This is a genomic window from Sphingomonas sp. PvP055 (genome assembly GCF_040546365.1).
In the GTDB taxonomy this organism is placed as follows: Bacteria; Pseudomonadota; Alphaproteobacteria; order Sphingomonadales; family Sphingomonadaceae; genus Sphingomonas; species Sphingomonas echinoides_A.
In genome coordinates, this window is the sequence record NZ_JBEPNS010000001.1 from 1625521 (window position 1) to 1650664 (window position 25144).

Consider the following 25144-nt stretch of genomic DNA (forward strand, 5'->3'; position numbering starts at 1 on the left):
ATATGCCCGCCATGATCAGAATGCCGATGTCCGACGGTGCCGAGATTGCCGTCTATCATGCGGAACCCACTGGCCACCGCCGTGGTGGCCTGGTGCTCGTCCAGGAGATTTTCGGCGTCACCGATCATATCCGCAGCCTGTGCGACGGCTATGCCGCGGATGGCTTCGAAGTGCTTTCGCCCGCAGTGTTCGACCGCGAGCACCCTGGGTTCGAAGCCGAATATTCGGGCGACGGGTTCGCGCGTGGGGTCGAGCTTGCCAGCAAACTGCATCCGTTCGATTTGACGCTAGCCGATGTGCAGACGTGCATCGACACGCTGGCAGACAAGGGGCCGGTGTTCGTCGTTGGCTATTGCTACGGCGGTTCGGTCGCCTGGAAGGCGGCGACACAGCTTCGCAATGTTGCGGCCGTCTCCGGTTACTACGGAAGCATGATTCCGGATGCGGCGGATGAGGAGCCCAAGGTTCCGACGATCCTGCACTTCGGCAAGAAGGATGATCACATCCCGCTGGCGGGCGTCGAGAAGGTCATCGCGAAGGATTGGCCCAACGCGACGGTGTATCTGTACGACGCCGGACACGGCTTCAATTCCGATCGCCGCGATGATTATGATGCCGAAAGCGCGAAGCTCGCCAGGCAGCGCACGCTCGATCTGTTCGCCGCGAACGGCGGTTGACGCTTTGAGCGCAAACGGCGGGATGTCCTGGCATTCCGCCGAAGCGTATAGCCGTCTGCATGACGCAGACCTCTCTTCTCGATCCTGATATCGCCTGGGCCGCGTTCGAAGCGCGTGATCGGCAAAGCGACGGACGTTTCGTCGGCGCGGTGCGGACCACTGGCATCTACTGCAAGCCGAGCTGCCCGGCGCGTCATCCGAAGCGGGAACATGTCAGCTTCTACCGCGATCCTGCCGCGGCGCGTGCGGCAGGGTATCGCGCGTGTCTGCGCTGCAAACCCGACGAAGTCGGGCGCGACCGGATTGCGGTTGCGCGCGCCGTGGCCTTGCTGGAGGCGGCGGAGGACATGCTCGGTCTCGATGAACTCGCATTGCAGGTCGGATATGCGCCGCACCATTTCCACCGCCTGTTCAAGCGCGCCACGGGGGTGACTCCCGCGGCCTATGCGCGTGCCCTGCGCGCGCGTCGTGCCGCGATCGCACTGACGCAGGAGGCGAGCGTCACCGCCGCGATCTACGACGCCGGCTATTCCGCGCCCAGCCGTTTTTACGAGGATGGCGCGAAGCGGTTGGGGATGAGCCCCAGCGCGTGGCGGCGCGGCGGGGCGGGGGTGACGATCCGCTGGACGATCGCGGACACCAGCCTTGGGAAAATGCTCGTCGCGGCGACCGACAAGGGACTGTGCCGCGTTTCGTTCGACGAGGACGTCGCCGCGCTCCGCGTTCGGTTTCCCAATGCGGAGATCGTCGAAGGCGGTGCCGCGCTGGCGACCTTGGCTGCCCAAGTCGTCGCGAGCGTCGAATCGCCCGACCGCGACCAGGACTTGCCGCTCGACGTGCGTGGCACGGCGTTTCAGGAAGCGATCTGGCAAGCGCTTCGGGCTATCCCGCGGGGCGAGACGCGCAGCTACGCGGATCTTGCCGCGATGGTCGGCAACCCGGCGGCAGTCCGGGCGGCAGGGACGGCCTGTGGCGCTAACCCGGTCGCGATCGTCGTGCCCTGTCACCGCGTGCAGCGCGGCGACGGGACGCCTGGCGGATACGCGTACGGCGTCGATCGCAAGATCGCCTTGCAAAAGCGCGAGCGGCCCGACTGAGCGTTGCCCTGTGGAAGGTCATGCGGGATAGCGTGGTCTTTCAATGGGGGAACCAGTGACCATGTTGCCGACCGAGCCGAACACGCCGCCGAACAGTCGGATCTGGCGCGTCATCCATTTTCCGCTGGTGCTGTTGTTCATCGGGTTCGTCTTCGTCTTCGGCGGGCAGATCGTCGCGAGCATGTTTGCGAAGCTGTCGCCCCCGTTGAAGGGGACACCGGTCAGCATCCTGCAAGCCGCCGCCTTCGCAGCGCTGATTGCGGGCGCCTATGTCGCCTTCGTGCGGCTGATCGAACGGCGACCGGTGGTCGAGTTCGGGCGGAGCGGCTGGGCTCGCGAACTGGGGGCCGGGTTGGTTGCTGGGTTGCTGCTGTTCAGTGCGGTGATCGGCGTCATCGCGGTGTTTGGGGGGTACCGCGTTGTCGGAATGGGCGCGGTCGCATCGCTGTACCCGGCGGCGGCCATGGCGATCCTGTCGGGGGTGATCGAGGAAATCGTGCTCCGCGGGCTGTTCTTTCGGTTGCTCGAACGGCTGCTGGGCAGTTGGATCGCGCTTGCGCTGTCTGCGGCGCTGTTTGGTGCGCTCCACCTTGGGAACCCCGGCGCGACGCTTTTGGCGGCTTGCGCGATTGCGCTGGAAGCGGGCGTCATGCTGGCTGCGCTGTACATGCTGACACGGCGGTTGTGGGCCGCGATCGGCCTCCATGCGGCTTGGAACTTCGCACAGGGCGGTCTTTACGGAATTGCGGTGTCGGGCTTCAAGCAGACCGGCTTGCTCGTGCCCTCGGTGCAGGGGCCCGCGTGGCTGACCGGCGGCAGTTTCGGTGCGGAAGCGTCGGTGCCGGCGGTGCTGATCGACACCGCGTTCGGAGTTGCGTTGCTGGTTGCGGCGCACCGACGCGGGCGATTCGTCGCGCCGGTGTGGAAGCGCGGGCGCTTAGCCGCCTGACCGGCTGTCGGCGGTACAGGTGTAGACGATCTTCTCATTAGGTTGCGGCGGTAGCGCAGTCCGGATCGCGGCCTGTTGCGTTGCCAGGTTGGCGCGTCCCGCCTCATCGGGCGAGCAGGCCTTCAGCGTCACTTGCGACCGGATCTTGCGGATCGTGTCCATTTGCTCCGCTGATAGGAAATACCGCCGCGTGACGTATTGCCGTGTGGCGGGGTCGAATTGCATCAGCGACACGGTCTGTTCCTGATCCGGAACCAGGATGCGGTCCCACTTGCTGCCGTTCTCTGCGTATTGCGTGCGCCCGTTCATGCAGCCCGCCGTGCCCCAGTCGAGTGGGACATCGGTGGTTTGCGAAGAAATTACGCGGCTGCGATCCGGGACGAACCGGCACACCAGCTTGCCGAGCGCCTTGGTCGACGACACCGGCGTGATCGAAACGGTCGGGGATGGGGCCGAGGTGCCTTTGGGCAGCAGCGTTTCGCCGGTCGGGCGGAGCACGAAAACGATGATCGCGCCGAGCATCAGCGCACTGCCACCGCCCCAGCCCCAGATTGCGGCGCTGCGCTTGCCTTGCATCTCGAACAGCGTTCCGGCGCCAATTCCCATCGCGCCGAGCACCAGCAGCAGCGTGGCGATCGCCATGATGTTCTCGCGGTGGCGGTCTGCAGTCATCCGCGCCGCGGCAAATGCCGCTTCCTGCGCCAGAGCGGCCCGCGCCGCGGCGTCGCGTCTGGTCACCTCTGCGAGACCCAGCGCTTGTGCGTCTGCGTCGCGATCCGCCTTGTCGATGTCCGCGATGCTGGTGCACTGCGTGCCGACCGAGGCGTAAGGCTGTTTGGCACGCGCAAGGAACGCCGCCAATTCGCTGTTCGCGATCGCAAAGCCGAAATTGGCGTCGCCTTCTTCCCCTTGCGTGATCGCCGAATTGACTCCGACCACGCGCCCGCACGGGTCGAGCAGCGGGCCGCCCGAATTGCCGCGTGCGATGCCTGCGGTGTGCAGCATCACCGCGGTCCCCTCCATCTGTCGCCGTCCGGAAAAGACGCCTCCGGTTCGGATCGGCGCCAGGGGATGGATGTAATCGGCGGCTGATCGTGCGGTCGCGAGATCGACGTTGCCTGGGTAGCCCAATGCCGTGACGGCGCTGCCCTCATCGACGGGGCCGGTATAGAGCGCGACCGTCGGCAGACGCGCGCCGGTGAATTCGATCAGCGCGAGATCGTGGACCGTATCGATCGCGATAACCTTGCCTTCGAAGCCCTTCGTTCCTTCCGACGGCACGACGCCGATGACCACGTTGCCGGGGTAACGCGCCGCGAGTTCAACAACATGCGCGTTGGTGACGATCCGGTTGGGCGCGACCGCAAAGCCGCTGCCGTGGCCGAAACCGACGACCTCGTCATCGACGATCGCGATGGTGACGACGCGGACGACGCTGCGCGCAGTGGCCGAGATATCGTCGGCGCGGGCCGGGGCGCCAGCGAACAGCGTCGCTAGCATCAGCACCAGCGCAGCGAGCAACACCTTGGCGCGCGGCTGGAAGGGGGTTGGGCAGTAGAAAGATGCGAAAGCCATGATGCTCGCGATTCTGGCAGGAAGCTGCCGTGGAAGACAGGGGAAATCGAGGAAACGGGGCGCCGTGCGGGCGTGTGGCGCGCAGGGACGGCATCAGTCGAGCGCTCTGGCCGGGCGCTTGAAGGTCGCATCTCGACCAAAATTGCCCTAGCGAAAGTTACCTTGGACGGCGGAGGAATACAGAAATGGCCGTAGCGACAGCACGTTACCTCGTGAGTTTACAACAGCGGTGGAATGCCTGGTTCATCCGCGGCGTGGATCATGACGCGGTCCTGCGCCATATCACCGAGGATTCCGGATGGTCCGGGCGATATGCGTTCCTGATCGTGATTTCGGCCGCGATTTCGCTTCTCGGGCTGTTGATGCCGTCGGTTGCGGTGCTGATCGGGGCGATGCTGCTGTCGCCGCTGATGATGCCGATCATCGGGCTCGGGTTCGGAATCGCAACCGTCGATCCGCGCGAAATGCGTCGATCCGCGACTGCTTTGGTCGCCGGATCGGTCATCGCAGTCGCGTTATCGGTCCTGTTTGTGTCGCTTTCGCCGATCCAGACGATCACGAGTGAAATCGCCGGGAGAACACGCCCGACGCTGTTCGATCTGCTCGTCGCGCTGCTGTCGGCGGTTGCGGGCGCCTATGCCCTGATCCGCGGCCGTGGGGGCACGGTCGTGGGCGTGGCGATCGCGATCGCCTTGATGCCGCCGCTGGTGGTCGTCGGTTTCGGGATTGCGACGCTCAACTGGACGGTGTTTGCGGGCGCGCTTCTGCTGTTCTTGACCAACGCGATTACGATCGCGCTGACCGCGGCGATGGTCGCGCGCGTCTATGGTTTCGGCAGCCATCTTTCGCCGCAGCACACCGGGTGGCAATTGGTGTTGTTCATCGTCGCGGTCGGGTTGCTGTCGCTGCCGCTCGGGTCCGCCTTGCGCCAGATCGCGTTCGAATCGGTCGCACGACGGCAAGTGCGCGAGACGATCAGTGAACGGTTCGCCAATCCGTCCCGGCTCAGCCAGCTCGAAATCGATTACAGCACTGATCCGATCCGGATTCGCGCCGTCGTCTTGACGCCAACGCTCGATGCGAAGGCGGATGCGATCCTCGCCGCCGATCTGCGCAAGCGGCTTGCACGACCGATCGACGTCCACGTCGATCAGGTGCGCGTTTCGCCCGACGGGGGCAGTGTCGAGGCCGCACAGATCGCGCAAGCCAGCCGAGCGACCGGACCCACGGATTCCGAGCGACAGCAGCATGCGGTCGCGGATCTCGCGTTGATCGCGGGGGTCGACCAGGCCGCGGTGACGATCGACTCCGTCAACCAGCGCCTCAGCGCGACCGCGGCACCGCTTCCGGGACTACCTCTCGCGGGCTATCGTGCCTTGGAAACGCGTGCGGCACGCGCGACGGCAAAATGGAGCGTGACGTTGGCACCCCCGGCGAATGCGCCGCTGCCCGCGGTGGCGGTCGTGGAAGGCGTCGTCGACGGCGGAATGCTCGATACCGCCGCTTGGGCTTCCGACCGGCTGAAACGACCGTTGCTGGTCGATGGCGGTACGTTCGCGCAACGCCGCGCGGTTGCGGACGGGATTGCGAGTCGGGGCGGGGCGGCACGAACGGGGGTACCCGGTGGCCGGTTGCGACTCCGCTGGGACGAACCCGCTGTGATCGCGCGTACCGATTGACGGGAGAGGCCGGGGCTCAGATCCAAACCGCGTCCCGGGCAAATTGCGACTTGCTCGCAACAAGCGATCGCGGTAGTTGCTGAGAATGCGTCGCAATACTCACATTGGCTGCTCAAGGTGACCGCCCAAACGGTCCGTGTCTGGGCGCAGGTGCACAAGTGGACGAGCCTGGTCTGTACGCTGTTCCTTCTGATGTTGTGCATCACTGGGCTACCGCTGATTTTCCATGACGAAATCAACGGAATCGGCGGCGACCCTGCATCGCAGATCAAAGGGATTCCTGCTTCGCGCGACGCTCCGGAACTGCGATCGCTCGATTCGATTCTAGCAACGGCGCTCGCGGCGCGACCGGGCGAAGTCCCCTTGTACATGGCGTTCTATGACGATCGCCCGCTGATGACGGTCACCACCGGCGCACGCCCTGACGTGCCGGTGAGCGGTATGAAGATACAGCAGATCAACCGGCTGACCGGCGAGATCGTCGCGGACGGCAAGGCGGGCGGGCGAATGGTCACCGAATTCCTGCTGCAGCTCCACATCGACATGTTCCTTGGCCTGAAGGGCGAACTGTTCCTCGGCGTGATGGGGCTGATCTTCTTCGTCGCCATCGTTTCCGGCGTCGTTCTGTACGCGCCTTTCATGCGCAAGCTTGATTTCGGAACCTTGCGAACGGCGCGGAGCCGTCGGGTCAAGTGGCTCGACTATCACAACCTTGTCGGCATCGTCGCGCTTGCGTGGATGACCGTCGTCGGGCTGACCGGGGTCATCAACGCGTTCGTCACGCCAATCACCACGCTGTGGCAGGCGAACGAACTCGCGGATATGACGCGGGGGTACGCGGGCCGGCCAGCGCTGCCGCCGTCGCGCTACGGGTCGATCGACGTGGCGATGGCGACTGCGCGCCGCGCGATCCCCGGCATGAACCCGCAGTTCATCGCCTTCCCGGGCGGATCGTATAGCAGCGGGCATCATTACGCGGTCTTCTTCCAAGGTGCGACGCCGCTGACCGAGAATTTGCTGACGACCGCGCTGGTCGATGCGGAAACCGGCCAGCTGACCGATGCACGGCCGATGCCGTGGTATTTCAAGGCGCTGTCACTGTCGCGGCCATTGCATTTCGGGGATTACGGCGGGCTGCCGCTCAAGCTGTTGTGGGCGGTGCTGGATCTGTTCACGATCGTCGTGCTCGGGTCCGGCGTCTATCTTTGGATCGCACGTCGGAAGGGTCTCCGCGATCCGATGGGGCGGCGCGAGGATCATTCCGTGTCGGCGACCTCGGTCCCGAGACTGCCAGTCTCCGCACAAACCAACGCATCGAAGGGTATTTCACGATGATCCGATCGACCTTTGCCGTGCCGACGCTGATTGCGCTGGCAACCGTGTTCGGGCTGGTCGCGGCGTTGACCGGTGAAGGTTGGCGCGACGCCGCGGCGTGGATCGCGCTGGCGATCCCGGTCGCTGCGGTGGGGTGGGCGATGGCACGGGCCGGGCACCCTTCGAGTACACCGCGACCCGTTCGATCGGTGGCGCGGGCTCGTGTCATACCTTCCTTCGTGGCCATGCCGCTGACACAGGTGCCTGCGGAGTAAGCCGGCCCGTCACCCGTCGCTACTTTAGCAGTTTTTGCTTGGCCTTGGCTTCTGCTAGGTAAGCATGGTCGACAATTCGTCCCTGACGGGGGCTCACACGAAACTGTACGGGTCCACGTCCACCACGACCCGCACTTTCGACGGCCAGTCCACCCCGCCGAGCCACGCCCGCAGCATGTCCTGCACATCGAACGCACGTCGCGCATGGACCAGCAACCGGTAGCGATGTCGCCCGCGCAGCATCGCCAGCGGGGCGGGGGCTGGGCCGTAGACTTCCATCGCCTCATGCGACGGCGCGGAGCGGCCGATCGCGCGCGCAGTCTCAAGCGCCGCGCCCTGGTCCTCGCTCGAGATGACGATTCCCGCGAACCGCCCGAACGGTGGCGCGCCCGCCTCGCGGCGATGCTCGGTCTCGGCGGTGTAGAACGCCTCCGCATCGCCCGACACCAGGGCGCGCATCACGCTCGCATCGGGGCTGTGCGTCTGGATGAAGACATGCCCTGGCTTCGCCCCGCGCCCGGCGCGGCCCGCCACCTGCATGATCTGCTGGAAGGTCCGCTCGCTCGCGCGCAGGTCACCGCCGTCGAGCCCGAGATCGGCGTCGATCACCCCCACCAACGTCAGATTGGGGAAGTGATAGCCCTTGGTGACCAACTGCGTGCCGACCACGATGTCGATGTCATGCGCCTCCATCCGCGCGACGAACTCGGCGGCCTTGGCGGGGGACCACATAGTGTCCGATGTGACGACCGCAGTCTTCGCATCGGGGAACATCGCCGCCACTTCGTCCGCGATCCGCTCGACCCCGGGGCCGACCGCCGCGAGCGTGTCCTCGTTCTGACATTCGGGGCAGACGCGTGGGACGGGCTCGGTGTGCCCGCAATGATGGCACGCTAAGCGACGGACGAGCCGGTGCTCGACCATCCACGCGGTGCAATTGGGGCATTGGAAGCGATGCCCGCACGTCCGGCACAGCGTCAGCGGCGCATAGCCACGCCGGTTAAGGAACAGCAGCACTTGTTCGCGCCGCGCCAGCGTCTCGCCGATCGCGGTGACGAGCTTGGGTGCGATCCAGCGGCCGCGCTCCGGTGGGTCGGCGATCAGGTCGAGCGCCTGGATCGACGGCATTTCGGCAGCGCCCCAGCGGCCGGGGAGCTTGACCTCGGCATAACGACCGTTGGCGACTTGCTGGCGCGTCTCGATCGCGGGGGTGGCGGAGGCGAGCACGACCGGGATCTGCTCGAACTTGCCGCGCATCACCGCGACGTCGCGCGCGTGATAATGGACGCCTTCCTCCTGCTTGAAACTCGTCTCATGCGCTTCGTCGACGACGATCAGTCCAAGATTGGCGTAAGGGAGAAACAGCGCCGAGCGCGCGCCGACCGTGACCAGCGCCTGACCGCTCGCGATCGCGCGCCATGCGCGGCGGCGTTGCGACGAGCGCAGGCCCGAGTGCCACGCGACCGGCTGCACCCCGAAGCGCGCGGCGAAGCGTTTGAGGAACGGCTCGGTCAGCGCGATCTCGGGGAGCAGGACGAGCGATTGGCGGTTTTCGCGGATCGCCTCGGCGACGGCTTCGAAATAGACCTCGGTCTTGCCCGAGCCGGTGACGCCGTCGAGCAGCGTCGGTTTAAATGCTTTTGCGGCGACATCCGCGACCAGGACGCCCGAAGCGGCGCGCTGGTCGGCGGAGAGCGCTGGGGCGGCAAAGGTGGGGTCGGGAAGCGGGAAGGGGCTGTCGATATCGACCTCGACCGCTTCCAGCGCGCCGACCTTGACGAGCCCGCGGATCACCGCGTCGGAGACTTCGGCGATCGCGGCGAGTTCGCGGATCAGGCCCTGCGTGGTGCCGATCCGTTCGATCGCCTGCTCGCGTTGCGGGGTGAGGCGGTCGGGGAGCGTGCCGGTCGCGCGATATTCGACGATTGTCTTCGCGCCTTCCAGCGCGGAGGTGGAGGCGAGCGCCATCCGCACCACCGACGCGGGCGAGGCGAGGTAATAATCGGCGGTCCATTCGACCAGCCGTCGCAAGGGGGCCGCGAGCGGGGGGACGGGGAGGACGCTGACGAGGTTGCGCAGGCGATTGTCGCCGACCTCGGCATCGGAGGGCATGTGCTCGCTTTCCCACACCACGCCGAGCAACTGTCTGGGCCCGAGCGGGGCGACGACGATCGAGCCGGGTTCGACGTGCATGCCGTGCGGGACGCGGTAGTCCAGCGGCCCGAGGGCGGCGTTGAGGAGAATGACGCGGGCTCGGGACATAGGGGGCATATGGCGGGTTGCGGGGGCGGGTGCAAAGGGGAGCTGCTTTTCTCAAGCCCCTTTCCCTCGGAGACGGGGGTACCCCTCTTCTCCCCTCCCCTTCAGGGGAGGGGTTGGGGATGGGGCCGTGTCTCACAGAGAGTTGAGTTCTGCTGTTCGGCCCCACCCCAACCCCTCCCCTGAAGGGGAGGGGCTTTAGAAAGAAGAAGCGGATTCTTTTTGGCTTACGCATCCGCTACACCGCCAAAATGAACGACCTCCCCCGCGCCTATGCCGAGCATCTCGCGCGCGACCGTAGGCGATCCCCGCACACCGTTCGCGCCTATGAGGCCACCGCCGTCCGGCTGTGCGGCTTTCTCCAGGCTCATTGGGGCGAAGCGATCGACCCCGCGTCGCTCACGCGCGTCACCACCGCCGACGTGCGCGCCTTCCTCGCCGCGCGCCGGGGCGAGGGGATTGGCAACGCTTCCGCCGCGCGGGAATTGTCCGCAGTGCGGGGGTTCCTCGATCACGTTACCGGCGCGGGTGCAACGCCGCGCGTGAAAGGCCCGCGCGTCGCCAAGGGCGTGCCGCGGCCGATCTCGCCCGATGAGGTGATGGCGCTTACCGAGGAGGTGTCCGAGGACCCGGAACAACCATGGATCGGTGCGCGCGATTTCGCGGTATTGCTGCTGCTGTACGGCGCGGGATTGCGCGTCGCCGAGGCGCTCGGGCTGACCGGTGCGGCGCTCCCGCTCGGAGAAACGATCGTCGTGACCGGCAAGCGCGACAAGACGCGGATCGTACCGTTGCTGCCGCAAGTGCGCGAGGCGATCGAGGCGTATGTCGCGTCGTGCCCTTACGGCACCGCGCGCGACGCGGTGCTGTTTCGCGGCGCGAGGGGCGGGCCGCTGTCGCCCCGGCTGGTCCGCCGCGCGGTCCAGCGGGCGCGCGTGCGGCTCCAGCTTCCCGAGCGGACGACACCGCATGCCTTGCGTCATTCCTTCGCGACGCACTTGCTCGGGCGCGGCGCGGACCTGCGCGCGTTACAGGAACTGCTCGGCCACGCGAGCCTGAGTTCGACGCAAATTTATACGCAGGTGGATGCGGCGCATCTGCTCGACGTCTATCGCAACGCGCATCCGCGCGCCTGAACCGCATCCCCCCGGCACTTGCCGAGGGGATGACGCATTACCTCAGCGCAGCGCGTCGACCAGCGCTTCTGCCGCCGCGGCGGACGATGCCGGGTTCTGCCCGGTGATGAGCAGCCCGTCGCGTACGACATGGACGCCCCAGTCTTCGGTCTTGGAGTACTGACCGCCATTCTGCGTCAGCATGTCCTCGACCAGGAATGGCACCACGTCGGTCAACCCGACCGCGGCTTCCTCGGTGTTGGTGAAGCCCGTCACCTTCTTGCCTGCAACCAGCGGCGTCCCATCGGCTGCCTGCACATGGCGCAATACGCCCGGGGCATGGCACACCAAGGCGACCGGCTTGTCGGCGGCGATTGCGCCTTCGATCAGCGCACGCGACGTTGCGTCCTCGGCGAGATCCCACAGCGGTCCGTGGCCACCGGGATAGAAGACCGCGTCGAAATCCTCGATCTTGACCGAGTCGAGCCGGACGGTGGCGGCCAGCTGCGCCTTGGCCTCCGCATCCGCCTCGAAGCGGCGAGTGTCGTCAGTTTTCGCGCTTTCGTCCGCGCTCTTGGGGTCCAGCGGGGGCTGGCCACCCTTCGGGGAGGCGAGCGTGAGTTCGGCGCCGGCCTGCTTCAGCACATAATAGGGCGCGGCGAGCTCCTCGAGCCAGAAGCCGGTCTTGGCGCCAGTGTCGCCGAGCTTGTCATGCGAAGTGAGGACGATCAGGATTTTCATACGCTTTGCTCCATACGGCGATGAGCCGGTGATGGCGCAGAGATGGGAGGCGGGTTGCCACAATTCCACCGCAGCGCAGCAAAGCCGGGCTCAGCCGCGCGGTTTCCACGTCAGCAGCCGCCAACCGTACCCGGCAACGATCGCGATCGTCAGCGCAACTGCGGCTGGGCCGATGAACGCATCGAGCTCGCGAAAATTCGCGCCGAGATAATAGCCCGCATAGGCCAGCCCGGTGTTCCAGATCGCCGAGCCCGCCGCAGTCCACAGGATGAAGCGCACATGCGGCATCCGCGCCATCCCGGCGGGGAGCGACACCATCGTCCGGAACGCGGGCATGAAGCGGAACACGAACACTACCCATTGGCCGCGCGCGCGAAAGAACGTTTCGAGCTTTTCGACATGCTGCCAGTCGAGCGTCAGCCAGCGGCCATGCCGGTCGATGAACGGGCGCAGCCGGTGATAGCCGAGCCGGTGGCCGATCGCATACCAGAAGTAATTCCCCGCGACCGTTCCCGCGGTCCCCGCCACGATCAGCGGGACAAGGGTCATCTGCCCCCGCGCGACCGCGATCCCGCCGAGGCCCATGATGACTTCGGACGGGACCGGCGGAAATACGTTTTCCAGCACCATCAGCAGGAAAATGCCGAAATAGCCGCCCCAGGCGGTCAGATCGATAATCAGATCGGTCATCGCGAACGCGGCGTCAGCCCGCCACCTTGCGTTCGATCGCGTCCCAGATCATCCCCGCGACATCGGTACCGTCAAACCGCTCGATCGCGACGATGCCGGTGGGGGAAGTCACGTTGATCTCGGTCAGCCACTCGCCGCCGATCACGTCGATTCCGACGAACAGCAGCCCGCGCTTCTTGAGCTCCGGCCCGAGCACCGCGCAGATCTCGCGCTCCTTGTCCGTCAGCTCGGTCTTCACCGCCGACCCGCCGACCGCGAGATTGGAGCGGATCTCGCCTTCGCCCGGCAAGCGGTTGATCGCGCCGGCAATTTCGCCATCGACCAGCACGATCCGCTTGTCGCCCTTGGCGACATCGGGGAGGAATGCCTGCACCATGTGCGGTTCGCGCCACATGGTGTTGAAGACTTCGATCAGCGCGGACAGGTTCGCACCGTCGCTACCGACCTTGAAGATCGCCTTGCCGCCGTTGCCGTGGAGCGGCTTGATCACGATTTCCTTATGCTCGGCGAGGAAGGCCCTCGCTTCGTCGAGCGAGCGCGTGATCAGCGTCGGCGGCATGAACTGTGCGTAATCGAGCACGAACACCTTTTCGGGCGCGTTGCGCACCTGTGCGGGGTCGTTGACCACCAGCGTCTTGTGCGCGATCCGCTCGAGCAGATGCGTTGCGGTGATGTAGCCGAGGTCGAACGGCGGATCCTGGCGCATCAGCACGACGTCGGCTTCGTCACCGAGGTCGAGGTTCACCGGTTCGCCGAGCGTGAAATGGTTGCCGACCACGCGCTGGACGGTGACCGGCTCGGCCTTCGCCCAGACCCGGCCGTTCGAATAATTGAGCGCCTCGGCGTTGTAGTGGAACAGCTTGTGCCCGCGCTGCTGCGCCGACAGCATCAGCGCGAAGGTCGAATCGCCTGCGATGTTGATGGCGGCGATGGGGTCCATCTGGACGGCGACTGTAAGGCTCATCGATCGTAACTCCGTCCCGAATTGCGCGGGAGATAGGGTGTGCAGCGTCGCCTGTCACCCGCCGGTTGGAGGATGATCAGCCGATCCACGCATTCTCGATGTGGCGCGGGCGTGTGCCGGGGGCGAGCAGGATGACGTCGACTCGGATGTCGTCGCCGGGGCCGGCGAAGCGCGGCATCAGGACTTCGGCTGCGGCGGCGACGCGCGCGAGGCGACGCTCGTCGATTGCGAAATCGAGTGCAGCGGCGGACTTGCGTTGCTTGACCTCGACGAAGGCGACGAGGTTCGCCTTGCGTGCAATCAGGTCGACTTCGCCCGCGGGGGTGCGGACGCGCCGCGCGAGAATATCCCAACCGTGGAGTCGGAGCCACCAACTGGCGAGCCGTTCGCCACGACGTCCGGCGGTTTCAGCAAGGCGGCGGTCCCTCACCAACTTTCGCGCTCTTCGCGAGGACAGGCGCTCCTCCCCTCCCTGGAAGGGAGGGGCCGGGGGTGGGTTGTTATGGGGGATATCCGCCGCGCGACCAATGGGCCGACCCACCCCCACCCCCTCCCTTCCAGGGAGGGGAGTGAAGGGGGGCGGGCGTTGTTCACGCCTTCAATTCCAGCGCCCTTGCATATAATGTCTTTCGGTCCAGCCCGAGCTTCTTGGCCACTTCGCTCGCCGCCTGGCCGGTCGACAGCCGAGTGAGTGCTTCGGTCAGCGCGGTGTCGGCGTCCTCGGCGCTGGCGGCTTCGGGCGCCCCCGGTGGCGCCACCACCACGACGATCTCGCCCTTGGGCGGCGCGTCGGCGTAGCGCGCGGCGAGCATCGACAGTGTTCCCGTCACCGCTTCCTCGAAATGCTTGGTGATCTCGCGCGTGACCGCTGCCTCGCGGTCGCCGAGCCCCTCGGCCAGCGCCGCCAGCGTCGCCCCAAGCCGTGGGCCGGATTCATACAGAACCAGCGTCGCGCGAACCGTCGCCACCTCTGCGATCGCGGCGGCGCGCGCCTGCGTTTTGGAGGGCAGGAAACCGACGAACAGGAAACGGTCGGTCGGCAAGCCCGCCAGCGTCAGTGCCGCCACCGCCGCGCACGGCCCCGGGATCGTCCACACCGTATGCCCCGCCGCGCGCGCGTCGCGCACCAGTTTGTAGCCGGGGTCCGAGATCAACGGCGTCCCCGCGTCAGACACCAAAGCGACCGGCTCCATCCCCATCCGCGCGATCAGGCCGGGGCGGACCTCCTCCGCATTGTGGTCGTGATACGGCACCATCGGGCGCCGGACCCCGATGTGATGCAGCAACTTCGCCGTTACGCGGCTGTCTTCCACCGCAATCACAGCGGCATGGCTCAGGATGTGCGCGGCGCGCGGCGACAGGTCACCGAGATTGCCGATGGGGGTGGCAACGATGTAGAGGCCCGGGGAAAGATCATTGGTCATCAGGAGCGGTCATGGCAGAGCGGGACACGGGGGCGCAACGGCGCAGCGGAATAAGGCGGCTTTCGCAAGCGACGCTGGTGGCGGGTGCGGTCGTGCTCAGCGGGTGCCAGACGGTCGTGCCGCGCGGAGCCGTGCCGCGCCCCGGTCCGGCGGCGCCGCGCCCCAGCAAGCCACAGCAGCCGGTGGTCGAACAGGGGATCCCTACCGATACCGCACGCCACCGCGTTGCGCTGCTGGTGCCGCTTAGCGGGAACAACGCGGGAGTCGGGCGGAGCCTTGCGAATGCGACCCAGCTCGCGCTGCTTGATTCGCGCAACGAATCGGTCCGCATCACGACGTATGACACCGCGCCCGGCGCGGCGGCGGCGGCGCAGCGCGCGCTGTCGGATGGTAACCAGCTGATCCTGGGGCCGTTGCTCGCCGATGACGTCCGGGCGGTCGCCCCGATCGCGCGGCAGGCGCATGTCCCCGTGGTGAGTTATTCGAACGACACGACCGCGGCGGGCAACGGCGTGTACCTGATGGGATATGTCCCCGCGCAGTCGATCGGCCGCGTGGTCGATTATGCGACCGCGCACGGCGTCAGCAGCTTCGGCGGGCTCGTCCCCAACGGCGTTTACGGCGAGCGTGCGTCCACCGCGTTCCTCCGCGCGGTCGAGGCTGCGGGCGGGCGAGTCGGGTCGCTCCAGACCTATGACCGCGTTACCGGATCGATGGGCGCCGCAATCACGCGGATGGCCAAGAGCGCGCCGTATCAGGCTGTGCTGATCGCCGACGGCGGCAATGCGGCGGCGGCGGGTGTCCCGGTGCTGCGGCGCAACGGGATGGGCGGCGCGCGCATCCTCGGTACCGAATTGTGGAATTCGGACAGTTCGATCGCGAGCAAGCCCGCGCTGGAAGGCGCCTGGTTCGCGAGCGTGTCGGATGGGCTGTATCGGCAATATGCCACCAAATACCGCGCACGCTTCGGGGCGGCACCGTTCCGCCTGTCGAGCCTGGGGTATGATTCGGTGCTGCTGACGATCCGCATCATGCGCGACTGGCCGATGGCGGCGACCTTCCCCGAAGACCGGCTGCGCGATCGCGGTGGTTTCTCCGGGATCGACGGCGCCTTCCGCTTCGGTCGCGACAGCGTCGCCGAGCGCGCGCTGGAAGTGCAGGAGATTCGCGGCGGGACGACGATCACCGTATCACCCGCACCTAGCGGGTTCTGAACGGGACCGTTCGCGCCGGTCAGTTCTGCGCAGGTGCCTTTTTGCGCACCTGCGCGTCGCGCCAACCCTGATAGCGTTCGACCGCTTCCGAGCGGCGCAGGACGCGCGCGTTCGGATCGATGACGACGTGCGTTCCTGCCGAAACCGCCACGCTACCGACCCCAGCGGTCATCGGTACCCGAATGATCCGCGATCCGACCTGCACCTCGACGGGCAGCGGGAAGGGGCGCCCGCCTGGTGCGTCCCAGCGCAGCGTCAGCCGTCCCGCGCTGCGGGTTTCGACCAGTTGCGGCAACGCGGCCTGTCGCAGGTAGACGTCGAAGAACCAGCCATAGTCCTTCCCCGTGACCCGGCGCACGAAGCGTTCGTATTCGGCGGTGTTCCCATAGCGCGGCGCGAAATTGCCCGGACGCGGATCGAGCCGGCCATAGACCGCGAGCCGCGTCACCTCGCGGAACGCGCGGTCACCGATCAGGTCGCGCAGCGTATGGAGCATCCATGCGCCCTTGTAATAGATATCCTGCCCGGGGCCGCCCTTGGCGATCTCGTACACCTGCTCTTCGGTGCGGACCGTGCCCGAGACGATCGGCCGCAAGTTGGCGATCCGGTTGCGCTGATCGTCGAGCATGACCGCATAGCGCGCCTCACCCTCGCGCCAGCGGCCGTAGAACGGCTGCATGTATTGCGCATAACCTTCGTGGAGCCAGTAATCGTCCCAATCGGCGGCGGTGAGCTGATTGCCGAACCACTCGTGCGCGAATTCGTGCTGGAACAGCCAGTCGAACCCTTCGGGCGCCTGCGCATAGCCGTTGCCGTAAGCGTTGATCGTCTGGTGTTCCATGCCTTTGTGGGGCGTTTCGACCACGCCGACCTTCTCGCCGCCGAACGGGTACGGCCCGATTTCGCTTTCGAAGAAATCGAGCGTCGGGGCGAATTCCGCGAACAGCGCGCGGGCCTGCTCCGCCTCGCCGGGGAGGTACCAGTAGAACATCGGGATCGTGTTGCCGTAGCGGCTTTTGTAGACGCCCGAGATCTCCTCATACGGCCCGACGTTGAGCGCGATGCCGTAGGTCGTCGGGCGCTTGATTCGCCAGTTCCAGCGGGACCGGCCATCGGCAAGCTGATCCACGCCGAGCAGGATGCCGTTGGAGGGTGCCTTGAGGCCCTTGGGTACGGTGATGTGCACCGTGACGACGCCCGGCTTGCCCGACGGAAAGTCGAGGCACGGCCAGAACAGGTCGCAGCCGATGCCCTCCGCCGTCGTCGCGAACCACGGCGCACCGTCCGGCGTCTTCGACCAGACCATCCCCGAATCCCACGGCGCGTTGACCGCGACGTGCGGTTGCCCGCCGTAAACGATCCGCGCTATCACGTGACGTCCGGTCGCTACTTGGCGCGGCAGCGCGATCCGCAACTGGCCTTCAGGGTTGCTCCACGCATCGCGCGGCAGCGGGGTGCCGTCGATCGTGATCGCATCGACCGGGAGGTTGCGGTCCAGATCGACCACGAGCCGATCGAGCGGCGCGCGCGCAGCGAAGTCGAGCGTTGCGACACCGCGCAGCGTCTGCGTATCGGGCAGCACCTCGAACGCGAGGTCGGCCGCGGCGAAGGTGAGTTTCTGCTGGTCGGGATCGATCGGCCCGCCCGACTTCTGCGTTTGGGCCGTGATCGCGGGTTCGCCCTTGCCGGGGAGCGTGTCCTGCGGACGTGCGGCGGCGGTCGACGCCAGAGAGGCCAGCACGACTGCAACCCGAGACACCTTCATGCCGAACCGAACTCCCTTGATATTCCAGGATCGTGACCGCACGGAAGCGGCCTGCTGGCGTGATACGCACAAACCGGCGCGAACGCACCTGCGTCCGCTGCATTCTGTCCGGGATCGGGCAATCGCGCGGGAGCATTGAGATCGAAGCACAGGATTGCGCCATGACCGACTCCACCGCCGTGCCTGTCCTTGCTGTCGGAACCTATGCCGGCGGCGGCGGGCAGGGGGTGCACCCGCTCTGGCCCGGTGATGGCGAAGGGTGGCGCGTCGGGAACGGCTATAGTGACGCGCCCAACGCATCCTTCAGCGTCCATTTGGCGCGGCATGCGCTGCATTACATCGTCGACGAAGGCGCTGTCGGGCGCGTCGGGGTTTTCCGGCACACGACGGACGGGTGGGACAAGCTCGCCTCGGTCGAAACCGGGGGGAGCGCGCCGTGCCATGTCGCGCTCAATCCCGCCGGGACGCTGCTCGCGGTTGCGAATTACGCGAGCGGTAGCGTGTCGGTGGTTCGGCTGGATCCGCGCAGTGGTTTGCCGGAAGGCCCCGTGCACGTCCGCGCCAACCGCGGCAGCGGGCCGAACGTCGAACGGCAGGAAGGGCCCCACGCCCACTGGGTCGGGTTCAGCCCGGACGGTCGGTGGTTGTACCAGACCGACCTCGGGACCGACGCAGTGCTTGCCTTTGCGATCGACGCGGCGGGGGCGGTGGGCGAACCGCGCATCGCATACGCTGCGCCGCCGGGGTCCGGGCCACGGCATCTGCTGCTGCATCCGCATCTGCAGGCGCGCGCGTATCTCGTGAGCGAAATGGCTAGCACCCTGACGACGCTGGACCGCGCCGACGACGGAACGTTCGGCAACCCGCGCATCCAGTCGACGCTGCCCGATGGTTGGACCGGCGAGAGTATCCTTGCGCATGTCGCGATCAACGCTGCCGGGACGCGGCTCTACGTTTCGAACCGGGGGCATGACAGCATCGCAGTGTTCGCTCTGGATGCGGACGGTGTGCCGACCGTGCTGGAGCATATCGCGAGCGGGGGTGCGTATCCCCGATTTTTCCTGTTGCTCGAGGATCGGCAGACGATGGTCGTGGCGCATGAGAAATCGCAGACGGTGACGACGCTCGCAATCGACCAGACGGGGCGGCTGGCGCCAACGGGCGTCGAGCTCGCCATTCCCGGCGTGGCGTATGTGCTCGAAGTTGCGCCTAGCGGCGGGTGATGTCTCGACCCGCCATCTGGGGAACGACGGCCTGACCGACCCTCACTGCGCAATCAGCGAAGGCGCATCCTTCACGAAGCGATCGAGCACACCGTCGGCGATCTTGATCGGTCCGTCGAAGCGAGTCGCGCCGGGGATGCTCTGGACTGCCGCCGCTTGCGCCGCCAACGTGCCCGCATCCGTGAAATAGCGCGAGGCGGCGGTGTTGCCGCTCTCCGCCGCGTCGAGCCCCGCCGCGGTCAACTGCAAGGCGCGGCCCCAGAGCTGCATCGCGTCGAGCCACGGTCGCGCCTGTTGCGCAAAGCTCGGGTCGACAACCCCTGCGCGAATTGCGTCGGGAGCATTGGTCAACGCGTCGGCCTGCGTGGTCAACGTGGCGATGGCCTTATGGCGTGCGGTCTGGTCGCCGCTGGCGATCGCTTCGCGCACGGCATCCAGCGTCGCCTTCAAGCGCGGGGCTTGTTCCTGCCATGGCTGGCTTCCGAACGTCGGCGCCATATGCTGCGTGTCAAAGAAGGTTAGCAACGCATCGGCAGCGCGCGCATCGCCGCCCGCAAGCTCTCGCGCTGCGAAATGCAACGTCCGCTCGGCATCATAACCGGTGTCGTTCCACGCAAATGCCGCCACACCCGTGACGGCGACTCGGCTCGGTGCCTCCTGATTCATCGGATTGGACAGGATTCCGGTCAGTTCGCCGGAAAGGCCCGCCTCGCGCCGCGCATAGGGCGCAAGCAACAGGCGTCCGGTGGTCTGCGCGTAATCATTGACCGGGTAATTGTCCCACAACAGGGTCTTTCGACCGAACGCCTTGGTCGCCGTCCGCGCATCCGGGATGGAGATCGCGGGCGGGACGACATCGGTGCCGGTCCATTGCACGACGACACGCGGGTCGAGGGTCTTTCTAAGCGCCGCCTTGTAAGGCGTTTCCTTCGCGTCGTAATATTCGGTCGGCACCATGATCAGCGGGCGCGACGCGGGGTCGGTCGCGATCAGATGCGCCTGCACTGCGTTGAGCAATCGCGCTTGCGCCACTCCGGCGGCCTCGGCGCCGGACGCGCCAAAAGCGGTTTGGTCACGCGCGCAATTCCACTTCTTATATTCGATATCGTCGAGCGCGACGTAGAAGCTGTGCACGCCGATCGTTCGCAGCGCAGCGAACTTGCGCTCGAGCGCTTGCGCATCGGCGGGATCCGAGAAGCAGACCGACGGGCCTGGGGAAACCGCATAGACGAAGTCGACATGGTTGCGCCGCGCGGTCGCAACCAGCGCAGCCAGCGATTGCAGCGTCGCGGCGGGATAGGCTTCGCGCCAGCGATCGCGGGCGAAGGGATCGTCCTTCGGACTATAGACATAGGTGTTCGCCTTGACCGTGGCCAGGAAGTCGAGGTGCTTCGAGCGTTCCGCCATCGACCAGGGTTTGCCGTAAAATCCCTCGATCGTGCCGCGGATCGGCATAGCCGGATGATCTTGGACGACGAGCGCCGGAAGCCGTTGCCGCTGGACGAGCTGGCGGAACGTCTGGACCGCGTGGAACAGGCCATCGCCATCGTGCCCCGCGAGCGTGACCTTGCCCGCACGCCCGGCAGGAACGATCGCGATGGTATAGCCTTCGGCGTGGTCGTCGACGACGGTTCCGCTGCGACCAAGCGTCGCGCGAATCTGGGGCGCACTAGCCAGCCCGACCAGGATCTGCGTGACATCAGGCCTTGCAGACGGGGTTTTCGCAGTGGTGATCGTTTCGACACCGGCCGACGTCAGGATTTGCCGGAGCAGCGTGAGGGTGCCGGCTTCGGTTCCAGGGGCGGCTACCAGTTCCACCGCCTCGCCGAGTGCAAAGCTGCGCGCGCCGAGCGTCATCGATACGGGCGCGGGGAAAATTTCCGGGAGGCGCGACGATGCCGCGTCGGGTTGGGCCGTGGCTGCCGAGGGAGCGATCGTGTTTGCGGCGATGATCGCCAGTCCCGTCGCGAGCGCGGTCAGCGGTCCGAACTTGGCACAACGTCGCATCGCTACTTCCCCGGTATTGTTGTGGTCTTATTAAATAACCTAACCTTCTTTAAGCAGATCGGCAACCCGAGCGATCGCGACAGCTCGCGATAAAACCAAAATAAGCCCAATCTTTCAATCCGGAGTCGAAAGATCCCGATGCGCAACCATGTCGCGACCGGCGATGACGCGGCATGATGGGGCCATTGCACCGCTGCAAAATCGCGTGACGATTGATGGCGGCGGCGCTAGCCCCATATAAAGGAAGAACGCGCTTGAGTGGCGCGCCCCCGGAGTACCCATGACGCACGTTCCTGCCCCGCATTCTTTCCCCGTCCTGCCGTTGCGCGACATCGTCGTGTTCCCGAGCATGATCGTCCCGTTGTTCGTCGGGCGCGACAAGTCGGTCGCGGCACTCGAGGCGGCGATGGCCGGCGACAAGGAGATCTTCCTCGTCGCGCAGCTTGATCCGGCCCAGGACGATCCCGCCCGCGATGATCTCTACGATATCGGCGTCACCGCGACCGTGCTGCAACTGCTCAAGCTTCCCGACGGGACCGTGCGTGTTCTGGTGGAAGGCAAGCGGCGCGCCTCGCTGACCGAACTCACTGAGACGGAAGGCTATCTCTCCGCGCAGGTCGAGATGATCGACGCTGAGGAAACCGAGGACGAGCCCGCAGCGCCAAGCACGGAAGCCGCGGCTCTCATGCGATCGGTCGTCGACCAGTTCGAGAATTACGCGAAGCTCAACCGCAAGCTGCCCGCTGAAACGGCGGTCCAGTTGGGGGAGATCGAGGAAGCGAGCAAGCTGGCCGACGCGGTTGCTGCGAACATTCAGGTCAAGGTCAGCGACAAGCAGGCGCTGCTAGTGGAGCGTGATCCCGTCAAGCGGCTGGAGATGGTGTTCGCCTTCATGGAAGGCGAGCTCGGCGTCTTGCAGGTCGAGAAGAAGATCAAGTCGCGGGTTAAGCGCCAGATGGAGAAAACCCAGCGCGAATATTATCTTAACGAGCAATTGAAGGCGATCCAGCGCGAACTCGGCAACGAGGGCGAGGAAGGCGAGGGCGACGAAATCGCCGAGCTGACCCAGAAGATTGCTACGCTCAAGCTGTCGAAGGAAGCGCGGACCAAGGCGACGTCGGAGCTGAAAAAGCTCAAGACGATGGCGCCGATGAGCGCCGAGGCGACCGTCGTGCGCAATTATCTCGACGTGCTGCTGGGCTTGCCGTGGGGCAAGAAGTCCAAGATCCGCAAGGATATTTCGGCGGCGCAAGCGGTGCTCGACGAGGACCATTATGCGCTCGAGAAGGTCAAGGACCGGATCATCGAATATCTCGCGGTTCAGGCGCGGACCAACAAGCTGAAGGGGCCGATCCTGTGCCTCGTCGGGCCTCCCGGCGTGGGCAAGACCTCGCTCGGCAAGTCGATCGCGAAGGCGACTGGGCGCGAGTTCATCCGCCAGTCGCTGGGCGGCGTCCGCGACGAGGCGGAAATCCGTGGACATAGAAGGACGTACATCGGCTCGTTGCCGGGCAAGATCGTGACCAACCTCAAGAAGGCCGGCACGTCGAACCCGCTGTTCCTGCTCGATGAGATCGACAAGCTCGGCCAGGACTTCCGCGGCGACCCGGCGTCGGCGCTGCTCGAGGTGCTCGACCCCGAGCAAAATGGTAAGTTTCAGGACCATTATCTCGAGATTGACGTCGATTTGTCCGATATCATGTTCGTAACGACGGCGAATTCGCTCAATTTGCCGCAGGCTTTGCTCGACCGAATGGAGATCATCCGGCTCGAAGGCTATACCGAGGACGAGAAGGTCGAGATTGCCGAGCGCCACCTGATCGCCAAGCAGATCGAGGCGCACGGTTTGAAGCCCGGTGAGTTCACGCTGACCACCGAAGGCCTGCGCGCGCTGATCCAATATTACACACGCGAAGCCGGGGTCCGCACGCTCGAGCGCGAGATCGCCAAGCTCGCGCGGAAAGCGTTGCGCCGGATCCTGGAGAACAAGGACACCGCGATCACGATCACGGCGGACAATTTGTCCGACTTCGCTGGCGTGAAAAAGTATCGCCACGGGCTCGGCGAAGAGGAGAATCAGATCGGTGCGGTCACGGGTCTCGCCTGGACCGAGGTCGGCGGCGAGTTGCTCACGATCGAGAGCGTCACCGTGCCGGGTCGCGGCGTCGCCAAGATCACGGGCAAGCTCGGCGACGTGATGAAGGAGTCGATCGAGACCGCCTTCAGCTTCATCAAGGCGCGCTCGCCGTCTTATGGAATCAAGCCGAGCGTGTTCGCACGCAAGGACGTCCATATCCATTTGCCCGAAGGCGCGGTGCCGAAGGACGGTCCGTCGGCGGGAATCGGGATCGTCACCGCGATTATTTCGACGCTGACCGGCGTGCCGGTACGGCGTGATATCGCCATGACCGGCGAGGTGACCTTGCGCGGGCGGGTGCTGCCGATCGGCGGGTTGAAAGAGAAGTTGTTGGCTGCGCTACGGGGCGGAATCACCACCGTATTGATCCCGCAGGAGAACGAGAAAGACCTCGCAGAGATTCCGCATAATATCCTCAATGGTTTGAAGATTGTTCCGGTGTCGCATGTCGACGAAGTCCTTCGTTTGGCGCTGACCGGCCCACTCGAGGCGATCGAATGGAGTGAAGCGGATGATCTCGCGGCGCAGCCCCCAGCAGGGGTTCCGGCAGTTGGGGGTGAAGTGCATCATTGATGCACTTCACCCGGCGCTGAGGTCTTGCGCGGCAATCGGATGGTCGCATTCGGCAAAGCGCTGACAGCAAAAGCCTACTTTTTGTTTTGACAGCCCCCCCGGTACCCGCCTTTATGCGCGGCGGTCCGGTGGGCTGGTACTCATTTTTCTAATTGTAACGGGGGTTTGGTGGCGATGAACAAGCAAGAGCTGATCACAACGGTAGCCGATACGTCGGGACTGACGAAGGGCGATGCGAGCAAAGCCGTCGAAGCCGTGTTCGACGCCGTCTCGGCTGCGCTCAAGGCAGGCGACGAAGTCCGTTTGGTCGGGTTCGGAACGTTCTCCGTCAGCAAGCGCAAGGCATCAACCGGTCGCAACCCCCGCACCGGCGAACCGATGACGATCAAGGCTTCGTCGCAGCCCAAGTTCAAGGCCGGCAAGGGTCTGAAGGACTCGGTCAACTAAGATCCTGCGTTTTTCCTGACGGCAGCGCTTGCAAAGCGCGGTTCGACCGGATTAAGGACGCATGCAACGGGGCGGCGTCGGCCGCCCCGATCCGTTTCGCCGGTCGCCAAGCGTGACACAGGCAACGGGCGCGTAGCTCAGTGGTAGAGCACACCCTTCACACGGGTGGGGTCGCAGGTTCAATCCCTGCCGCGCCCACCATTAGAAAAGGCCACCAGCTCGGCGAGTTGGTGGCCTTTTTCATACAAACCGCGATCCTGGTATACGCCAAGAACGGGGCGTTAACCGAGCGTTACAAGTATGTTTCGGTAATAGCGTCGATGTTGCGCTTTAGGATCCGATATGGCTCCTCGCTTCGATCCAGTCCGCGCGTGGACGCCTTTAAAACAATCAACGCTGCCCGTATGCCGTCAGCGAACGATGGACCGTCGACCGGGTCACTGGCGAGAAACTTCTCAAACTTGCGCGCCGCCGAGATAATCTCCTCCGGGACCGCCGTTGGACGCGTTTGCAGCGCGATACCAATCGCTCGCTCTCGCGCGTAGTTGAAGGTCTTCGCAGGCTGCTGGGCCGAAATTGGCACATCGCGATCATTCGTGTCGTGCGCCGGCTCAGCCAAACTTGCCGTATCGTCCACTGTCATTCTCCCTGCGGCGTTAGTACTGTTAGGCGAGGGCCGCCGCCCCGCGCGCGGCATGAGGCAGGGAAAAGAAGCCGACCGCTATAAGTAGCGTGTCGAGCCGTTGCGACCGGACCGTCTCAGGTAGCCAGCCGGTGTTTTCAGAAGAATCGTCGGTGTCTCGATCGTGCTCTTGCAGGGATGAGATTCGTCTATCCTCCGGGAGCGCCGTCGAACGCGCCTTGCCCGGTCGTCCATCAAGCAACGGCCCATGAAACAGCAACATTGCGGGTCAGTTGATTTGGAGCTGGTGGAAAGTCCGTCAGGTGGAGCGTCATCGATCCGAAACATCAGTGTCACGAATCTGACCCTAAACCCACATCAAGCCGTCATCTCCCGT

Annotated in this window: 21 protein-coding genes and 1 tRNA gene; 12 read left to right on the forward strand and 10 right to left on the reverse strand. The window is 65.5% G+C overall.

The window, feature by feature from the left end; all coding sequences use genetic code 11:
* The first annotated feature begins 2 nt into the window (after window positions 1-2).
* From ABIC16_RS07880 to ABIC16_RS07890, 3 genes are all read left to right on the forward strand, one after another.
* Complete coding sequence (locus tag ABIC16_RS07880) at window positions 3-677, forward strand: dienelactone hydrolase family protein (RefSeq protein WP_354290667.1); 675 nt, start codon at window positions 3-5, stop codon at window positions 675-677.
* 59 nt (window positions 678-736) lie between these two features.
* Window positions 737-1774: a bifunctional DNA-binding transcriptional regulator/O6-methylguanine-DNA methyltransferase Ada gene (gene ada / locus ABIC16_RS07885; RefSeq protein WP_354290668.1), complete on the forward strand. Its 1038-nt coding sequence runs from the start codon at window positions 737-739 to the stop codon at window positions 1772-1774.
* 61 nt (window positions 1775-1835) lie between these two features.
* Window positions 1836-2723 (forward strand): CPBP family intramembrane glutamic endopeptidase, encoded by an 888-nt coding sequence (locus ABIC16_RS07890; protein WP_354292276.1) that lies wholly within the window; start codon window positions 1836-1838, stop codon window positions 2721-2723.
* Here the strand turns inward: ABIC16_RS07890 and ABIC16_RS07895 are convergent.
* Window positions 2712-4298 carry a S1C family serine protease gene (locus ABIC16_RS07895; RefSeq protein WP_354290669.1) on the reverse strand — a complete coding sequence of 529 codons (1587 nt, stop codon included), beginning with the start codon at window positions 4296-4298 and terminating at the stop codon, window positions 2712-2714. The genes ABIC16_RS07890 and ABIC16_RS07895 overlap by 12 nt on opposite strands.
* A 212-nt stretch (window positions 4299-4510) precedes the next feature.
* Between ABIC16_RS07895 and ABIC16_RS07900 the strand changes: the two genes are divergently transcribed.
* The 3 genes from ABIC16_RS07900 to ABIC16_RS07910 all read left to right on the forward strand — a co-directional run bounded on the left by ABIC16_RS07900 (window position 4511) and on the right by ABIC16_RS07910 (window position 7566).
* Window positions 4511-5977 carry a DUF389 domain-containing protein gene (locus ABIC16_RS07900; RefSeq protein ID WP_354290670.1) on the forward strand — a complete coding sequence of 489 codons (1467 nt, stop codon included), beginning with the start codon at window positions 4511-4513 and terminating at the stop codon, window positions 5975-5977.
* 117 nt (window positions 5978-6094) lie between these two features.
* A complete protein-coding gene (locus ABIC16_RS07905) occupies window positions 6095-7312 on the forward strand; it encodes a PepSY-associated TM helix domain-containing protein (RefSeq protein ID WP_354290671.1) in 1218 nt (405 codons plus the stop codon).
* A complete protein-coding gene (locus tag ABIC16_RS07910) occupies window positions 7309-7566 on the forward strand; it encodes a hypothetical protein (RefSeq protein ID WP_354290672.1) in 258 nt (85 codons plus the stop codon). The genes ABIC16_RS07905 and ABIC16_RS07910 overlap by 4 nt, the downstream gene beginning before the upstream one ends.
* 93 nt (window positions 7567-7659) lie before the next feature.
* On the opposite strand, the gene ABIC16_RS07915 is transcribed toward ABIC16_RS07910, so the two are convergent.
* Window positions 7660-9828 (reverse strand): primosomal protein N', encoded by a 2169-nt coding sequence (locus tag ABIC16_RS07915; RefSeq protein ID WP_354290673.1) that lies wholly within the window; start codon window positions 9826-9828, stop codon window positions 7660-7662.
* A gap of 248 nt (window positions 9829-10076) precedes the next feature.
* On the opposite strand from ABIC16_RS07915, the gene ABIC16_RS07920 reads away from it, so the two are divergent.
* Window positions 10077-10961, forward strand: a complete 885-nt coding sequence (locus tag ABIC16_RS07920) for a tyrosine recombinase XerC (protein ID WP_354290674.1) — start codon at window positions 10077-10079, stop codon at window positions 10959-10961.
* Window positions 10962-11003: 42 nt separating this feature from the next.
* Here the strand turns inward: ABIC16_RS07920 and ABIC16_RS07925 are convergent, their stop codons facing one another.
* The 5 genes from ABIC16_RS07925 to rsmI form a co-directional block, all read right to left on the reverse strand.
* The gene (locus tag ABIC16_RS07925) at window positions 11004-11681 is read right to left on the reverse strand and encodes a type 1 glutamine amidotransferase domain-containing protein (RefSeq protein WP_354290675.1); all 678 of its coding nucleotides are present in this window, start codon (window positions 11679-11681) and stop codon (window positions 11004-11006) included.
* 90 nt (window positions 11682-11771) lie between these two features.
* On the reverse strand, window positions 11772-12371 hold the full coding sequence (locus ABIC16_RS07930; RefSeq protein ID WP_354290676.1) for a DedA family protein: 600 nt from the start codon (window positions 12369-12371) through the stop codon (window positions 11772-11774).
* A 13-nt stretch (window positions 12372-12384) separates the two neighbouring features.
* Window positions 12385-13335 (reverse strand): glutathione synthase, encoded by a 951-nt coding sequence (gshB, locus tag ABIC16_RS07935; RefSeq protein WP_354290677.1) that lies wholly within the window; start codon window positions 13333-13335, stop codon window positions 12385-12387.
* Window positions 13336-13411: 76 nt separating this feature from the next.
* Window positions 13412-13765 carry a YraN family protein gene (locus ABIC16_RS07940; RefSeq protein WP_354290678.1) on the reverse strand — a complete coding sequence of 118 codons (354 nt, stop codon included), beginning with the start codon at window positions 13763-13765 and terminating at the stop codon, window positions 13412-13414.
* Between the two features lie 160 nt (window positions 13766-13925).
* A complete protein-coding gene (rsmI, locus tag ABIC16_RS07945) occupies window positions 13926-14759 on the reverse strand; it encodes a 16S rRNA (cytidine(1402)-2'-O)-methyltransferase (RefSeq protein WP_354290679.1) in 834 nt (277 codons plus the stop codon).
* 11 nt (window positions 14760-14770) lie between these two features.
* Between rsmI and ABIC16_RS07950 the strand changes: the two genes are divergently transcribed.
* Complete coding sequence (locus tag ABIC16_RS07950; RefSeq protein WP_277971348.1) at window positions 14771-15973, forward strand: penicillin-binding protein activator; 1203 nt, start codon at window positions 14771-14773, stop codon at window positions 15971-15973.
* Window positions 15974-15992: 19 nt separating this feature from the next.
* Here the strand turns inward: ABIC16_RS07950 and ABIC16_RS07955 are convergent, their stop codons facing one another.
* The gene (locus tag ABIC16_RS07955; protein ID WP_354290680.1) at window positions 15993-17738 is read right to left on the reverse strand and encodes a M1 family metallopeptidase; all 1746 of its coding nucleotides are present in this window, start codon (window positions 17736-17738) and stop codon (window positions 15993-15995) included.
* 161 nt (window positions 17739-17899) lie between these two features.
* Here ABIC16_RS07955 and ABIC16_RS07960 point away from each other — a divergent pair, with 161 nt between their 5' ends.
* Window positions 17900-18961 carry a lactonase family protein gene (locus ABIC16_RS07960; protein WP_354290681.1) on the forward strand — a complete coding sequence of 354 codons (1062 nt, stop codon included), beginning with the start codon at window positions 17900-17902 and terminating at the stop codon, window positions 18959-18961.
* Between the two features lie 42 nt (window positions 18962-19003).
* On the opposite strand, the gene ABIC16_RS07965 is transcribed toward ABIC16_RS07960, so the two are convergent.
* The gene (locus ABIC16_RS07965; protein ID WP_354290682.1) at window positions 19004-20968 is read right to left on the reverse strand and encodes a glycoside hydrolase family 84 protein; all 1965 of its coding nucleotides are present in this window, start codon (window positions 20966-20968) and stop codon (window positions 19004-19006) included.
* A gap of 280 nt (window positions 20969-21248) precedes the next feature.
* Between ABIC16_RS07965 and lon the strand changes: the two genes are divergently transcribed.
* From lon to ABIC16_RS07980, 3 genes are all read left to right on the forward strand, one after another.
* Window positions 21249-23678, forward strand: coding sequence for an endopeptidase La (gene lon, locus ABIC16_RS07970; protein WP_277971344.1), 2430 nt, complete (start codon window positions 21249-21251; stop codon window positions 23676-23678).
* Between the two features lie 174 nt (window positions 23679-23852).
* Entirely contained in the window at window positions 23853-24125 is a 273-nt protein-coding gene (locus ABIC16_RS07975) for an HU family DNA-binding protein (RefSeq protein ID WP_277971343.1), read from the forward strand.
* Window positions 24126-24251: 126 nt separating this feature from the next.
* A tRNA-Val gene (locus ABIC16_RS07980) sits at window positions 24252-24326 on the forward strand.
* 91 nt (window positions 24327-24417) lie between these two features.
* On the opposite strand, the gene ABIC16_RS07985 is transcribed toward ABIC16_RS07980, so the two are convergent.
* A complete protein-coding gene (locus ABIC16_RS07985) occupies window positions 24418-24762 on the reverse strand; it encodes a hypothetical protein (protein ID WP_354290683.1) in 345 nt (114 codons plus the stop codon).
* Window positions 24763-25144: the final 382 nt, after the last annotated feature.